The following is a 15,831-nucleotide window of genomic DNA, read 5'->3' as shown; positions in this document are numbered from 1 at the left end:
GGTCGCTGAATTTGGTCGCATGTGCGCTTTGGAGTGTCTGCTGGCCCGATGGTGCACTGTGCGTGAAGAGGTCCGTAGGGATGGCCGCCGTGACGGACCATATCCTCATTTCCGTCGTTGCAGCGCAGCACCTTGAGCGGGCTGCTGCGGACTGGCTGGCGTCCCGGCGCGCACTTGGCCGAGCACGACGCTGCCGCCTGACTGGTTCGTCCTGGCACCCCGCGCGGGAACCTTTCCCCCCGCGTCATGAGTCCGAGACGCACCCCCGCCCACTAAAATGGCGGCTCACGTCTCCGCCTCCCGCCCCATGTCCGTTTCCGCCACCCGCTACACCCCGATCGACGCCCCCGCCTCGATCGCCGACGCCATCCGCATCCGCGGTGCGCGCCAGAACAACCTGCGCAACCTGTCGCTCGACCTGCCGCTGAACCGCCTGACGGTGGTGACCGGGGTGTCGGGCTCGGGCAAGTCCTCGCTGGTGTTCGACACGCTGTATGCCGAGGGCCAGCGGCGCTATGTCGAGACCTTCTCGCCCTACGCGCGCCAGTTCCTCGACCGCATGGACAAGCCGCAGGTGGATCGCATCGAAGGCGTGCCGCCGGCGATCGCGATCGACCAGACCAACCCGGTGCGCACCTCGCGCTCGACGGTGGGCACGATGACCGAGCTCGCCGACCACTTCAAGCTGCTCTACGCGCGCGCCGCGCATCTGCACTGTCGTTGCTGCGGCAAGCCGGTGCGGCGGGATTCGGCGGTGAGTATCGCCGCCGACCTGCGCGCGCGCGCCGCGGCGGCGGGCGATCCGCGCCTGGTGGTGTGCTTTCCGGTGACCGTGCCGTCGAGCTTCAGCGAGGAGGAAGTGACCGGACTGCTCGCCGCGCAGGGCTACACGCGCATCCAGGAACGCCTCGCGGGCGTTGGCGCGGAGGGGCAGGACGTGCTGCAGGTGGTGCAGGACCGCTTCCGCGCGTCGAATGCCGAGGATTCACGCCTGGCGGAGGCGCTGGAGGCGGCGCTGCAGCGCGGACACGGGCGGCTTGCCGTCTACGCCTCGGGCGAGGGGGTGAGGGCGGAGAAGTCGGCGGGGACGCCGGGCGAGGCGGTGTGGCGCTATTCGTCCGGCCTGCATTGCGCCGACTGCGACATCCACTATTCGGAGGCCACGCCCGGCCTGTTCTCGTTCAACTCGCCGATCGGCGCCTGCGAGACCTGTCGCGGCTTCGGACGGGTGATCGGGGTGGATTTCGGCCTGGTGGTGCCGGACGAATCGAAGACGCTGGCCGAGGGCGCGATCAAGCCCTGGCAGACCGAGAGCTATCGCGAGTGCCAGCAGGACCTCGAGAAGATGGCGAAGAAGTACGGCGTGGCGATGGACATCCCGGTGCGGGATCTGCCGCCGGAGCATCGCCAGTGGCTGTTCGAGGGCGACCCGAAATGGAAGAACTGGGACAGCTCGTGGCCGCGTTACTGGTACGGCGTGCGGCATTTCTTCGACTGGCTGGAGACCAAGGCTTACAAGATGCACATCCGCGTGCTGCTGTCGCGCTACCGCAGCTACACGGAATGCCCGGCGTGCCATGGGGCGCGGTTGAAACCCGACGCCTTGTTGTGGCGCTTGCCGACCCGCGCTCAGGCTTCATGTAGGAGCGGCGCAAGCCGCGATCACCACGTTTCATCGAGCGTTGGCGCCGCCGAACCCCCGATCGCGGCTTGCGCCGCTCCTACGGGGAGTGCGCCGACCGCCGGCGAGTCACCGACCGCCGGGGGGGTGGTCACCGTCGGCGGGGCGAACGCGGCAGCCGGCGTATCGACCGTCGGGACTGCGCCCGCTGTCGGCGAGGCAGCCGCGGCGGCGGGGATTGCGATCGCGGGGGTGCAGGGCCTCGCCATCCACGAGCTGATGGCGCTGCCGGTCGACCGCATCCGCGACGCCATCGCCGCGCTCGCGCTGCCCGGCGTGGCGGACGAGGCCACCGAGCTGGTGCTCGGCGAGATCCGCAGCCGACTCACCTACCTGGCCGACGTCGGCCTCGGCTACCTGACGCTGGACCGCCAGTCGCGCACGCTGTCGGGCGGCGAGGTGCAGCGCATCAACCTGACCACCGCGCTCGGCACCTCGCTGGTGAATACCCTGTTCGTGCTCGACGAGCCCTCGATCGGCCTGCATCCGCGCGACATCGGCCGCATCCTCGGGGTGATGACGCGGCTGCGCGACGCCGGCAACACGCTGGTGGTGGTCGAGCACGACCCGCAGGTGATGGTCGCCGCCGACGAGCTGCTCGAGATCGGCCCCGGCCCGGGCGAGCGCGGCGGCGACATCGTCGCGCGCGGCACGCCGGCCGAGATCGCGGCGAATCCCGATTCTGTGACCGGCCCCTGGCTGGCGGGCACGAAGCGCATCGACGTCGACCGTCCGCCGCGCCCGGTGGACGCCGCCACACCGCGGCTGAAGCTGGTCGGCGCGCGCCAGCACAACCTGCGCGATCTCACGGTCGGTTTCCCGCTGCGGCGCCTGACCTGCCTGACCGGCGTGTCCGGCTCGGGAAAATCGACGCTGATCCAGGACGTGCTGTTCCCGGCGCTGGCCAAGCATTTCGGGGAAGCGGCGGAATCGCCGGGGGTCTTCGATCGTCTCGAGAATGTGGATAACTTGCGCGGCGTGGTCATGGTGGACCAGTCGCCGATCGGCAAGAGCTCGCGCTCCAACCCGGTGAGCTACGTCGGCGCCTGGGACCCGATCCGTGCCCTCTTCGCCGCCCTGCCGGAGGCGAAGCAGCGCGGCTATACCCCCGGCACCTTCAGCTTCAACGCCGGCCACGGCCGCTGCCCGACCTGCACCGGCTCGGGCTTCGAGCACGTCGAGATGCAATTCCTGTCCGACGTGTGGCTGCGCTGCCCGGACTGCGACGGCAAGCGTTATCGGCCAGAAGTGCTTGAATTGCAATGGAACGGGCTGTCGGTGGCCGACGTGCTGGAGCTCACCGTGCATGAGGCGCTGGATGTGTTCCGCGAGCATCCCAAGGTGCTCGCCGCGCTCGCGCCGCTCGCCGACGTCGGCCTGGATTACCTGCGCCTCGGCCAGCCCGTGCCGACGCTGTCGGGTGGCGAGGCGCAGCGCCTCAAGCTCGCCGGCCACCTCGCCGAGGCCGCGCAGAAGAAGCCTGTACGCAAAGCCAGTGTTGTGGATAAGTTTGGGGACAAGGCTGGGGACAAGACCGAACCCGGCCTGCTCTTCCTCTTCGACGAGCCCACCACCGGCCTGCACTTCGAGGACGTCGCCAAGCTGCTCGGCGCCTTCGACAAGCTGCTGCAGGCGGGCCATTCGCTGATCGTGATCGAGCACAACCTCGACGTGATCGCTGCTTCCGACTGGATCATCGACCTCGGCCCCGAGGGCGGCGAAGGCGGCGGCGCGATCGTGGTCGAAGGCCCGCCGGAGGCGGTGCGCGCGCACGCGAGCTCGCACACCGGTGCCGCGCTGCGCGACTACGCTGAGGCGCTTGCTCGCACCCGTGCAGGAAATCGGGGTCTGTCCCCTGTTTCTGCGGATGCGGAGGCCCCGGGTTCCCGTAGGAGCGGCGCAAGCCGCGATCACGGCGGTTCCGGCCGCGCCGTCGCCACGGAAAGCGCAATCGCGGCTTGCGCCGCTCCTCCGGGAGATCGGTCGCTCGTCGCCGCCGAGCCGCGGGTGGAATACCGCCCCGTCGCCGCCCCCGCCATCGAAATCCGCCACGCCCGCGAGCACAATCTCAAGAACGTCAGCCTGCAGATTCCGCGCGACCAGTTCACCGTGATCACCGGCCTGTCCGGCTCGGGCAAGTCCACGCTGGCCTTCGACATCGTCTTCGGCGAGGGCCAGCGCCGCTATCTGGAATCGCTCAACGCCTACGCCCGCCAGTTCGTGCAGCCGGCCAGCCGGCCCGACGTCGACGGCCTCTTCGGCATTCCGCCCACGGTGGCGATCGAGCAGCGCACCAGCCGCGGCGGGCGCAAGAGCACGGTGGCGACGCTGACCGAGATCCACCCCTTCCTGCGCCTGATGTACGTGAAGCTGGGCACGCAGTTCTGCCCCGACTGCAACGTGCCGGTGACGCCGCAGAGCTTCGAGGCCATCGTCGCGCAGCTCCAGCGCGAGCTGCGCGGCGCCTCGGTCGAAGTGCTGGCGCCGCTGGTGGTCAACCGCAAGGGCCTGTACACCGATCTCGCCAAGTGGGCGCGCGGCAAGGGCCATGCGCAGCTGCGCGTCGATGGCGAATACCTGCCCACCGCCAAGTGGCCGCGATTGGACCGCTACAAGGAGCACAACATCGAGCTGCCCACCGGCATGGTGGTGGTGCAGCCCGAGAGCGAAGCCACGCTGCGCGAGTTCGTGCGCCAGGCGCTGGAGATCGGCAAGGGCGTGATCAAGGTGCTGGAGATCGGCAAGCTCGGTGCGGTGCCGATCACCTTCTCCACGCTGCGCGCCTGCCCGAGCTGCGGCACCGGCTTCCCCGAGCCGGATCCGCGCCTGTTCTCGTACAACGCCAAGCACGGCTGGTGCCCCAAGTGCTACGGCACCGGGCTGAAGACCGCGGCGCGCATCGAGGACCCGGACGCGCTCGACCTCGGCGATGCGGAAGAAGTCATCGTCAGCGACGAAGCCTGCCCGGCCTGCGACGGCGCGCGCCTCAACCCGGTGGCGCGCGCGGTGCGCTTCCGCGACCTCGGCCTGCACCAGCTCGCGGCACAGCCGGTGGACCGGGCGGCCGGCTTCTTCGCCGACCTGGCATTGAACGAGCGCGAGACCGACATCGCCCGCGACCTGGTGAGCGAGATCCGCGGCCGCCTCGCGTTCCTGCAGCACGTGGGCCTCGGCTACCTGGCGCTGGACCGCGCCGCGCCCACGCTGTCGGGCGGCGAGGCGCAGCGCATCCGCCTGGCGGCGCAGCTCGGCTCCAACCTGCGCGGCGTGTGCTACATCCTCGACGAACCCACGATCGGCCTGCACCCGCGCGACAATCGCCTGCTGCTCGACACCCTCGAGGCCCTGCGCGACCGCGGCAACACCTTGCTGGTGGTGGAGCACGACGAGGACACCATCCGCCGCGCCGACCACGTCATCGACCTCGGCCCCGGCGCCGGCGTGCGCGGCGGCCGGGTGGTGGCCGAGGGTACGATCGCCGACCTGCTGGCGGCGCCCGAATCGGCCACCGGCGAATGCTTCCGCCACCCGCTGCAGCACCCGCTGCGCCCGCGCCGCGCGGTGGCGCTGGAGAACCCGGCGATCCGCATCGAGGGCGCCAACCTGCACAACCTGCGCGACATCGACGTGCGCATCCCGCTCGCCCGCCTCACGGTGGTGACCGGCGTGTCCGGCTCGGGCAAGTCCAGCCTGGCGCGCGACGTCATCCACGCCAACCTGCGCGCCCGCCTCGGCGACCCCGAGGCGACCCGCGCCCGCCGCCGCGGCCAGGCGCAGCCGGAGGCGGTCGACCAGCCCCTGGTCGGCTGCGCGGCGATGCCCGGCTGGCACCAGGTCGGCCGCGTGCTGGAGGTCGACCAGACGCCGATCGGCAAGACGCCGCGCTCCTGCCCGGCGACCTACGTCGGCTTCTGGGACGCGATCCGCAAGCTCTTCGCCGACACCTTCGACGCCCGCACGCGCGGCTGGAACGCCTCGCGCTTCTCCTTCAACACCGGCGCCGGGCGCTGCCCGGTATGCGACGGCGCCGGCCAGACCACCGTCGAGATGAGCTTCCTGCCCGACGTCAAGACGCCGTGCGAGGCCTGCGGCGGCGCGCGCTTCAACCCCGAGACGCTGTCGGTGCGCTGGAAGGACAGGACGGTGGCCGAGGTGCTGGCGATGCCGGTGGACGAGGCGGTGGATTTCTTCTCCGCGCATCCCGCGATCGCCCACCCGCTGCAGCTGCTGCAGGACGTCGGCCTCGGCTACCTGACCCTGGGCCAGCCCAGCCCGACGCTGTCGGGCGGCGAGGCGCAGCGCATCAAGCTGGTGACCGAGCTCGCCAAGGTGCGCCGCCGCCCGGGCGATGCGGAAGACACCGGCGGCGTGCCGCTGCCCGCCGACAAGCACAGCCTGTACGTGCTCGACGAGCCCACCGTGGGCCTGCACATGGCCGACGTGGACAAGCTGATCCGGGTGCTGCACCGCCTGACGGATGCCGGCCACACCGTGCTGGTGATCGAGCACGACCTCGACGTGATGGCCGAGGCCGACTGGCTGATCGACCTCGGCCCGGAGGGCGGCGAGGGCGGTGGCCGGGTGGTGGCAGAAGGCCCGCCCGAGGTGGCGATGGCGACGCCGGAATCCCACACCGGCCGCCATCTGCGCGAGTTCCTGGCGCAGCGCAAGACGGAATGATGCAGTGCAGCGGAACCTGTGCCGGATGGCGCAGTCAGTCAGGCTGAATCTCAGGGAAGGAATACAGCATGCGCAAGGTCAGAGTCTGGGATCTGCCCACTCGTCTTTTTCACTGGCTGCTCGCCATCCTGGTGGTGGCCGCCTACGTCACCGCCCAGATCGGCGGCAGCCTCATCGAATGGCACGGCCGCGTCGGCATCGCCATCACCGGGCTGCTCGCCTTCCGCCTGGTGTGGGGGGTGATCGGCTCGACCTACGCCCGCTTCGCCGACTTCGTGCCCGGCCCGGCCCACCTGTGGGCGCACCTGCGCGGGCACTGGAGCGGGCTGGGGCACAACCCGCTCGGCGCCTTGTCGGTGCTTGCCCTGCTCGGGGTCATGCTCTATCAGGCCGTCACCGGGCTGTTTTCCAATGACGAGATCGCCTTCTCCGGTCCGCTGCGCGCGCTGGTGAGCAGCGAGACCAGCGACTGGCTGTCCGGGCTGCACCGGCAGAACTACTGGGCGATCATCGTGCTGGTGGGCCTGCACGTGTCGGCCGTGCTGTTCTACGCGCTGGTCAAGAAGGACAACCTGCTGCGGCCGATGGTTACCGGCATGAAGGAAGTCGACGAAGCCGACGCCCAGCCCGCGCAGGGCGGCGGCGCGCTGGCCTTCGTGATCGCGCTGGCGATCACCGCCGCGGTGCTCTACTTCGCCACCGGCAGCTTCATCGAGCCGCCCCCGCCTCCGCCGCCCGCCGCCTGGTGAGGGGCGACAGCGCGCACCGACGGACGGTGGTCTGTGCGCGCCAGACATGCCTCACAGCAACTTTCGCAAGGCGTCGGCCAGGGTGTTCAGGCGACCGACCAGCTCCCTCGCGCGGGCGAAATGAGCGCCTTTTCGCTGCGCTGGCAAGCGTTCCAGGAAGGTCTTGAGCGCGTCCAGCGTACCGACGACCGACTCCCGTTCGCGGCGTGAGCTGTAGGCGAGCAAGGCCTGGTACTCCTCCTGCGCCTTGCTGAAGCTCGCATCATTCGCCTGGCGATCCGCATTTTCTTCGCAGGCGGTGTCGAACAAGGCTTCGCTCAGGGCCAGGTCGAGGGGTGCGACACGATCCCAGAAGTCGCGCGCCTGGAATGCCGGGTCCTCGATCTCCTTGCGCACGGCGGCGATGCGTTGCCGTGCCGCCTTGCCCTCGTCCGGGGTGAGGGTGCCGAGCAGCTGGCGCAGCAGGTCCGCATGGAGGACGCTGAGCGCCGGGTAGTAGAGCCGCCCGCCCGCCTCGAGGGCACAGTTTTCGGCGTTGCGGTAGGCCTGTGCCATGCTCTTCAGCGCTGCATCCAGCTGGTTGTCGGCGGTGAGTTTCAGCTTGCGCTTCCAGATGCTGCCGAGCAGGCAGTGACGTTCGGCATTCGGAGCGACGGCGAGCACTCCGGTGATGAGCTGCTCGGCCTCGCCGAGCAGGGTCTTGCCCTTTGCCATGGCCTCGGGCCCGCCCGCCGCGAGCAGGCCGCTGCCCCGTCGCGCGAGCATGTTTATGAGTTGCTCGGTGGCCTTCATCGAGGCGCTGCCGTCCCCGGCCCCCTGGGCTGCCCGGTAGCAGGCGATGGCGCGATCATGGTCGCCGAATTCCGCCCACAGCTGCCCGAAGGCCTCCTGGATGTCGCCATGCCCCGACCATCCGCGCCGCTCGCACAGCCTCGCGAGCGCGTCGATGCGCTCCTCGCGACGCTTGCGGTCGTCGGCGGATTCCATGGCCTGGTAGCGACTCTGCTGGGTCAGGCGCTCCAGTTCGGCGATCACCTCCCGCGGTGCGACGAAGTCGTAGCGTGCGGCATGGCGGCGGCGCTCGTGGCTGCTTGGCGGCCGCCGCAGCAGCAGGCTGGGGTCGCCGTAGCATTGGTAGGCGCCCCAGGTGTTGGTGGTGGGGAAGCGGTCGAAAGTGGCCCGGCGGGCGGCGAGCACCGCCTCGCCGAAGGTCTCGCCGGCAAGGAAGGCTTCGTAGAAGGTGCTGGCGAACAGCTTCGCCGCGTCGTCCAGTACCCGCCATCCGGCGGCGATGACGCCACGGACGCCCATCTCGATCAACTGGGTCGCGAGGTTGGCGGCGAGCATCGGATTGCCGGGCCGGTTCTCGCCGAGCATCGCGCGCTCGGCCTCGATGCGACCGAGGGAGCAGCAGTTGATGAACACGAAATCGGGTACCACCCGCATCTGCTCGATGTGCGCGGTGGTGAGCACGCTGTTCTCGCCGATCAGCATGCCGGTCGCAGTGACGGCCTCGTCGGCCGGCTTGGCGCTGTGGTCGGCATCGATCGTCGGCAGGGTTTCACGATAGATGCCATGGCCCGACAGGTGAAGGATGCGCCAGTCGCGCTGGTAGAGCGCGATCTGGATCTGCTCGGCACTGCCACCGAGCAGCGCGGGCGGCGTGTCGAAGCCGCCGTCCTTGAGCAGCTGGGCCACCTCGGCGGCTTCTTCGCGCGCACCGGCCAGCTGCGGAAAGTAGTCGCCCAGACGCCCGAGGTCCGGATCGCCCACGACCAGCGCGTGAAAGCCGTCCGCGCGCTGGATGCGCTGGCGGAAGCGGCCCGTCGAGAGTTGGCGTACGAGGCCGCTGCGCACCGACAGCGGGGCGCCGCCGCGATCGCTGCGGTCGTCTTCCATGCGATCGCGCAGCAACTCCCAGGGAATGCCGGCGACGGCCGAATCGATGATGAGCTGGGCGCGGCGGCGGTCCGGTGCCTGGTCCTTCAGCCAGTTGGGCAGAAGCAGTTCGAACAGGGTGCGGCCGACTTCCTCGTTGTCGCTTTCCGTGTCGATCAGCTGGCGGGTGAAGCGCTCGATGCTGCCGAGCGCAATGCCGTTGTAGAGCTGCTCGGTCCGCGCAAGGTCGCCATGGACATTGAACAGCAGCTGGGTGCCGCTGCCGTCGGCGATCCTGACGGCGCTGATCGCGATCCGGGTCCATGCATCTTCGCCGAGCTCGGCGTAGGCACGCTGGCGCCCGCCCTCGTTCTTCGCCAGCGTGTCCTCGATGCAGAAATGCCTGCGCAGCTCGCCGTCGAGCGTCACCGCGTCGCGTGCCGCGTTGAGCGCCTGGATCGCACGGTCCTCCAGCAGCTCGACGAAATCCAGCTGCGTCAACTCGATGCGGTCGTCGAGCTTCGCGTCGGCGAGGCGTTCGCGCGCCTTGCGATGGCCGCGCAGGATGGCGGTGACCGAATCGCGCAGGCTCAGCTCGCCGATCGCCGCACCGATCAACAGCGCACACACCGGCAACTGCAGCGGTTTGCCGGCGGTGGCGGCCTGCCGGTCGTGTGTGCGCTTGCGCTCCTCGTGCCGCGTGATCGCATAGGCGACCAGCGCGCGCGCCACGCCGTCGCACAGGCTTCCCGGCGAGAGCTCGCCGACGCGGCCGATGCCGATGACGATGGCGCCGGCGGCGAAGCGCTCCTCGGGCTGGGGTGGGAAGAGGGCATAGCTGCCCAGCGGGCCCGCATAGATGCCGGCATCCAGGCGGTTCTGCATGCGACCGTTGAGGGCGCGGTCGAGGATGTATTCCGCCTGCTCGAGATTGTTGGTGCCCTGTATGTGGCCGACCAGAACCGGTGCGTCGACGAAGATCAGGTCGCCGTGAATGACCCGGACCCGCGTCCGCATCTCCTCCTCGCGCTCGGTGCGGGGGGCGCGGAGCGTGGCGCCGGTCGCCGCGGCCAGCAGGTCGGAGCGCGTCGGGTAGTGTGAAAGCATGGCCGGGCTGACGGGGGCATATTCCCCGGGGGCTTCGACGGCGCCGCGGGCCTGGATGGGGACGGGCTTGCGCGTCAGCGCGGAGCGCCCGGTCTCGCCCTTCTCCAGCAGCTCCTGCAATGCCGGGAAGGCCGGCGTGTGCGCCGGCATGTCGCCATGCACCGCGTTCATGTAGTAGAGCCGTCCGCCTTCCCGGCACTTCGCGGGGATTCCGCTTGCCCAGGTGACGCGGCCATCGCCGTCGGCCGTCTTGAGCAGGCGGAACCGTCCGTCCTCGGCGATCTCGGCGAGGCGGGGCGTTTCCTTCGCCGTGCCGGCGACATAGATCAGGCGCTCGTCGTCGATCAGGGGATCGCCTGCGAGCAGCGTCCGCCACAGTTCTCCGGACTGGGTGAGCGCAGCCTCCGGCGGAACGGGCCAGCGTTGGCCGTCGGCGGTGCAGTAGCGCTGCCAGGTCGCGGGCAGGCGGATCTCCTCGCCGTTTTCATCGGCGGCGTTCGGCAGCAGCTCGAGCACACCGGGGAAGTGCTGGGCGATCTCGAGAAGCTCGCGCTCGGAGTTGTGCAGGTCGAGCATCGCCAGCTTGGCGAAGAACTCGTCGCGCTTGGTCAGCAGCAGCGTCACCGCGTGCGAGCCCTGGTTGGGCGTGCCGAGCATGATGACGCGCGCCTCGGGGCGCGGCTGTTCCTTCCAGCGCTTCCAGAGCCCGCGGTCCTGGGCGAAGGCGGCGCGGATCAGCACGCCGCCCATCGAATGGACGATCGCGTGCACCGGCAGCTTGCCCGCCGTGGCATCGCCCAGCGCGGTGGACAGGGTGTCGCCGAGCCCCTTGATCGAGTCGACGACGGACTTGCGCCAGTCGTAGCCATGCATGCGTACGACATAGCCGCTGCTGCGCAGCGCATTGGCCAGCGCGAGGTAGCTGCCGGCCAGCGGATCGCCCGGCTCGACCGCCGGATTGTCGATGCGCAGCGTCTTGCGGAAGCCGCCGCAGGCCAGGGCCGGCACGCTCGCCCACACTTCGCGGCCGGCGACCTGGAGTTCGGAGCCGCACAGGCCGGGTACGAGCACCACGATGCCTCGCGCGCCCTGGAGCGGGGGGTCGGCGAGCGCACGCGGTGCGAAGAGGCCGCGCGCGGTCTCGGCGGGCAGGGGCCATTCCCCTGCGTAGTCGTGGAACAGCGTGGCGGTGTCGACGGCGTCGGTCAGCGCGGCGGCGACCGCGGCTGCGCTGTCCTCGTTACCGAAGTAGCTGAAGTGATTGACGGTCGGGCCGGCGCGGAAGAACACCTTGCGTACCGGGCGGTCGGGGCCGTCCAGCATGGCGCGCGTGTCGACCACGAGGTCGTGGTCCTGCTCGAAGTAGCGGTCGATCAGGCAGAAGCGCAGCTCGGCCAGCCAGTCCTGTTCCCGGGGGGCGGCGTCGCCCGCGACGACGAACAGTTCTCCGCGTCCCGGGTTTCCGTTGAGGATGCGGACCAGCGCGGAGCCGGGCATCTGCGCCTCGAGGCCGGGCAACTGGTCGGCCCGCTTGCGGCTGCCGATGATGGCCGCCGCGGTTTCCGCCAGCATGTCCAGCCCATGGCTGGCGAGGGAGGCGAGCCCGCTCGTGATCATGCCGCGGCTGTTGCTGCGGCGCATCTCGTCGGCGATCGCGGCCAGCACCAGCAGCGAGAACCACTGGTCGAGCTTCTCCCCGGCGAGGGAGGTGCCGATGACCGGGCAGGCCACGCGCACGAAACGCTCGATCTGCAGCGCCGGGCGCGCCTCGAGTTCGCGCAGCAGCGCGAAGAGCTGTGCCTCCTGCTGCATCAGCGCCTCCGCCGCAGGCGGATTCTCCCGCTGCGCCGCAGCCAGCACCGCGGTGATGCCGGCGCGATCGACGCGAGCCGGATCCAGCGCGAGCAGTTCGCCGACCAGGCCACCACGGGAATGCGACAGGAGGCGCAGCGAACCGCTGCGTGGCAGCAGGCGCGCGAGCTTGAGCGCGTTCTCGATCGGGCTGCGGGTCAGGGTGCAGTGCTCGAGCGCGAAGATGCGCTCGCCGTAGCATGCGCGCAGGCGCGCCCACTGTTTGGGCTGGCGCAGCCACAGCTTGGAGAAGCTGCCGCGCGTGTTCGATGCCGTGCCGTGAAGCAGGATGAGGGTGCGCTCGCCATCGGGAATCGGCGTTTTCAGGGGTTCGCCCCGGATGCCGTCGTCGCCCACGAGAAACACCCCTTCGCGCGGCACCGAGCGTGTCTCGGCCAGGTCGACGATCTTGTCCAGACCCGCCTTCACCGGATCGAAGCCCATCCAGCGCAGGGCCCGGATGGTCAGTTTCCCGGCGAGCCCGCGCGTACCCGTGACCGGCGCGGCGATGCTGGACGGCAGATCCCAGGCGCCATCGTCCGCGCCGCTTCCACCCCGTGCGCTGGCGCCGCCCGCCTCCTGCAGGCGCTTGCGCAGATCCGCGCCCACGGTCCAGAAACATGCGCCGCCTTCGAACTCGATCTCGACCAGGGCGTCCTCGGGAATCGCCTCGGCGACCGTGTCTTCGGCCGTGCCGCGACTGCCGGTCGCGCCGAGGCGAAAGGAACGCGCCGGCGCCACACCGGCGAACAAGGGCGAATCACCCCCGATCCAGCTCGCAAGCCGAAGCGGTTCGTCGGGCCGCACCCGACCCGGTATGCGGACGATGGTGACTTTGGGCTGATTGCTCATGGAATGGGCTCCCGCTCCGATCTTCAAGCGTTGAACAGATGCTCGTCGTCGGCCGCTGCCACGGCAGCCCGCGCGCGCAGGCCGCGGGTCGAGGCAGATACCCGGGTGCGGCGTGTGCAGTCCCTGAAGAGAAGCACCCGCCTCGACCCATGGCGACGAATCCTGATTCACATATAGACGATGCGGGTAGCGTTGTCCGCTGTGAATCCGCGGCGTATTTGCAGCCGGCATTCGGGGATGTTCGATGGCGGGGAGTGTGGCGATCCCGCCGGCCTGCCGGCGGCGGCTCGATGCCGGCCTAGGCGCGCATCCGTGTCAGGAACGACAAAGCCACCCGCAGGTGGCTTTGTCGTTCGATATCTGACGCCTCACTCCATCCGGTATTTGTCGTGACAGGCCTTGCAGGTGCTGCCGGTGTCGGCGAAGGCCTTCTGCACCGCGGCCTTGTCGCCGGTGGCGGCGACCTTGGCGAGGTTGGCGGCGGCGTTGTTGAAGTCGGTGGCGAGCTTGCCGACGTTCGGCATCTCCTGGAAGAACTCCGGCTTGACGCGGGTCTTGAGGTTGCCGATGTCCTTCTCGGTGCCCGGGCCGTAGAGCGCGCCCATGCCCGAGCCGGCGATGCCGGCGATCGCGGTGGCGGCGGCCTGGACCTGCTGGGGGTTGTACTCGCCCTCGAGGTTGGCCTTGATCTTGCCCATGTTCCAGCTCATGAAGCTGTAGCCGGCCTGGCGGAACTTGATCTGGTCCTCGGGCTTGACCTGGGCCGAAGCCGCGGTGGCGAGGGTAAGGGAGAGGATGCCGAGGGCGATCGCTTTTTTCATCGTGAGCCTCCTGAGTCGGGGGTTGAAGGAAGGAACAAACCTTGCGGGGAACTGCGCAGACCAGGATGCGCCGCGCCAGTTCCATCGTGTTGCATGCCGGGATCCGCCTGCCGGCACCCGACTTATAACAAATTCGGTCGATATTCCTTCGTCCGCTCGTGTTGCGGCGCGGAAGAAGTGCGCTCAAGCCGGGCCGTGCGCGGCCGTAAGGAAGGAGTAGAGGCTGCCTGTCCCCACGCCGCCGACCGTCCGCAGGACCGCGAGAACCGACATGATCCGATTTTCCGACACCCCGATATGGCTGCGTCTCACCGGCGCGATCTGGCTGATGATGGTGGCCGCGTTCGGCAGCATGATCGTCTGGGAAACCCGGGTGAACCGCGACATGGCGATCGAGCAGGCGAAGGACTTCGCCGGCACGGTCAATGAGATGACGATGGCCGGACTCACCGGCATGATGATCACCGGCACGGTGGCGCAGCGCGACGTCTTCCTCGACCAGATCAAGGAGCTCAGCGTGGTGCAGGACCTCGAGGTGATCCGCGGCGAGGCGGTGAGCCGGGTGTTCGGGGCGGGCGGTGCGCGCGACGCGGCGCGCGACGCCGACGAGCGCCTGGCCCTGGTCGAGGGCCGCGCCACGATGCGGGTCGACCACGACGCCGAGCATGGCGAGCATCTGCGCGTGGTGATTCCCTCGCTGGCCTCGCCCGCCTGGCTCGGCAAGGACTGCATCGCCTGCCATCAGGTGCCACAGGGCACGCCGCTCGGCGCGGTGTCGATGCGCATCTCGCTCGACAAGGCGAATGCCGCGGTGAATGCGTTCCGCAACCAGAGCGCGATGTTCGCCGCGCTGGTGTCGATCCCGCTGATCCTGTTCATCTACCTCTTCATCACCCGCTTCGTCACCCGTCCGCTCGACGGCCTCAACCGGGGCCTGGGGCGGATCGCCGAGGGTGGCGGCGACCTGCGCCTGCAACTGCCGGTGCGCGGCCGCGACGAGATCGGCCGCAGCGCGCGCACCTTCAACGACATGATGGGCACGCTCGGCGGGCTGGTGCGCCAGGTCGGCGACTCGGCGAGCGCGGTGACCGAGGCGGCGAGCCGGCTGGCCGCCGACGCCGAGGCGGTCGCCGCGAGCTCGCAGCGCCAGAACGAGAGCTCGGTGGGCGCGGCCGACGCGGTGGACGAGATGGTCGGCAGCATCTCCGCGATCGCCGAGCACGCCGAGGCGGTGCGCGAGCGCTCGCACGACAGCCTGGAACGCTCGCGCGAGGGCCAGCGCAGCCTGGAGCGTCTGGTCGGCGAGGTCGGCGAGGTCGAGGCCGCGGTGCGCCAGATGGCCGACGCGGTGGTCGCCTTCGTCGACTCCACCCAGGCGATCTCGCGCATGACCAGCGAGGTGCGCGAGATCGCCGAGCAGACCAACCTGCTCGCGCTCAACGCTGCGATCGAGGCCGCGCGCGCCGGCGAGCAGGGCCGCGGCTTCGCGGTGGTGGCCGACGAGGTGCGCAAGCTGGCGGAGAAATCCGCGCGCTCGGCGGGCGAGATCGACCAGATCACCCGCGAGGTGGCCCGGCGTTCGAGCTCGGTGCGCGGCGCGCTCGACGACGGCCTCGGTCACCTCGCCTCCAGCCGGCAGATGGCCGACGCGGTGATGCAGGTGCTGACCGCGGCGAATTCGCTCGTGGTCGAGGTGGGCGAAGGCCTCGACCGCATCGCCGGCGCCACGGGTGCGCAGCGCAGTGCGAGCGAGTCGGTCACCGCGCGCATCGGCGAGATCGCCGGCATGGCGCGCAGCAACAACGACGCGCTCGCCCACACCGTGCGTTCGGCGCGCGAGCTCGGCGAACTCGCCCTGCGCCTGCAGGAATCCGTGTCGCGCTTCCGTTTCTGAGTGCGCCCAGGCGGACGTGGAAAGGGCGGGAACCGTCGCCGGTCCCGCCCTCTTGCCCGCTCGCCCTTCAGCGCGCTGCCATCACTCCAGGCGTACCGGCACGAAGATGCGTGCCTCGCCACGCTGGATCAGCAGCGCGAAGCGCTTGCCGGCGCGCTCGAGCTGGGCGCGCAGGTCTGCGACGCTGGCGACCGGCTGGTTGTTGATCGCCAGGATGACGTCGCCGCGCTGCAGGCCGGCGCGGGCCGCGGCGCCGTCGGCGCCCTCCACCACCACCCCGCCGCGCAGCTGCAGGCGGGCGGTCTCTTCCGCGGTGAG

General features: G+C 70.0%; 6 protein-coding genes. 3 read left to right on the top strand and 3 right to left on the bottom strand.

Annotated features, from left to right (window positions below; genetic code table 11):
* Positions 1-307 precede the first annotated feature (307 nt).
* Together C665_RS07655 and C665_RS07650 are read left to right on the top strand one after the other, a co-directional pair.
* Positions 308-6,361 carry an excinuclease ABC subunit UvrA gene (locus tag C665_RS07655; protein ID WP_004304675.1) on the top strand — a complete coding sequence of 2,018 codons (6,054 nt, stop codon included), beginning with the start codon at positions 308-310 and terminating at the stop codon, positions 6,359-6,361.
* 68 nt (positions 6,362-6,429) lie between these two features.
* Positions 6,430-7,110 carry a cytochrome b/b6 domain-containing protein gene (locus C665_RS07650; RefSeq protein WP_004304673.1) on the top strand — a complete coding sequence of 227 codons (681 nt, stop codon included), beginning with the start codon at positions 6,430-6,432 and terminating at the stop codon, positions 7,108-7,110.
* Between the two features lie 51 nt (positions 7,111-7,161).
* On the opposite strand, the gene C665_RS07645 is transcribed toward C665_RS07650, so the two are convergent.
* Positions 7,162-12,798 (bottom strand): CHAT domain-containing protein, encoded by a 5,637-nt coding sequence (locus tag C665_RS07645; RefSeq protein ID WP_040828777.1) that lies wholly within the window; start codon positions 12,796-12,798, stop codon positions 7,162-7,164.
* Between the two features lie 368 nt (positions 12,799-13,166).
* Positions 13,167-13,619, bottom strand: coding sequence for a c-type cytochrome (locus C665_RS07640; RefSeq protein ID WP_004304669.1), 453 nt, complete (start codon positions 13,617-13,619; stop codon positions 13,167-13,169).
* Between the two features lie 271 nt (positions 13,620-13,890).
* Here C665_RS07640 and C665_RS07635 point away from each other — a divergent pair, with 271 nt between their 5' ends.
* A complete protein-coding gene (locus tag C665_RS07635; RefSeq protein ID WP_004304667.1) occupies positions 13,891-15,513 on the top strand; it encodes a methyl-accepting chemotaxis protein in 1,623 nt (540 codons plus the stop codon).
* A gap of 81 nt (positions 15,514-15,594) precedes the next feature.
* Here C665_RS07635 and C665_RS07630 read toward each other — a convergent pair.
* Positions 15,595-15,831, bottom strand: a 237-nt coding sequence (locus C665_RS07630) for a PDZ domain-containing protein (RefSeq protein ID WP_004304665.1), incomplete at its 5' end; no start/stop codon positions are given.

The organism is Thauera aminoaromatica S2 (genome assembly GCF_000310185.1).
GTDB lineage: Bacteria > Pseudomonadota > Gammaproteobacteria > Burkholderiales > Rhodocyclaceae > Thauera > Thauera aminoaromatica.
The sequence above is the reverse complement of the archived record's forward strand: the minus strand, read 5'-3'. Positions and strand labels throughout refer to the sequence as shown.

Coding starts and splice junctions, on each gene's coding strand:
- C665_RS07655 (WP_004304675.1), top strand. CDS start 308: ATGTCCGTTTCCGCCACCCGCTACACCCCGATCGACGCCCCCGCCTCG.
- C665_RS07650 (WP_004304673.1), top strand. CDS start 6,430: ATGCGCAAGGTCAGAGTCTGGGATCTGCCCACTCGTCTTTTTCACTGG.
- C665_RS07645 (WP_040828777.1), bottom strand. CDS start 12,798: ATGAGCAATCAGCCCAAAGTCACCATCGTCCGCATACCGGGTCGGGTG.
- C665_RS07640 (WP_004304669.1), bottom strand. CDS start 13,619: ATGAAAAAAGCGATCGCCCTCGGCATCCTCTCCCTTACCCTCGCCACC.
- C665_RS07635 (WP_004304667.1), top strand. CDS start 13,891: ATGATCCGATTTTCCGACACCCCGATATGGCTGCGTCTCACCGGCGCG.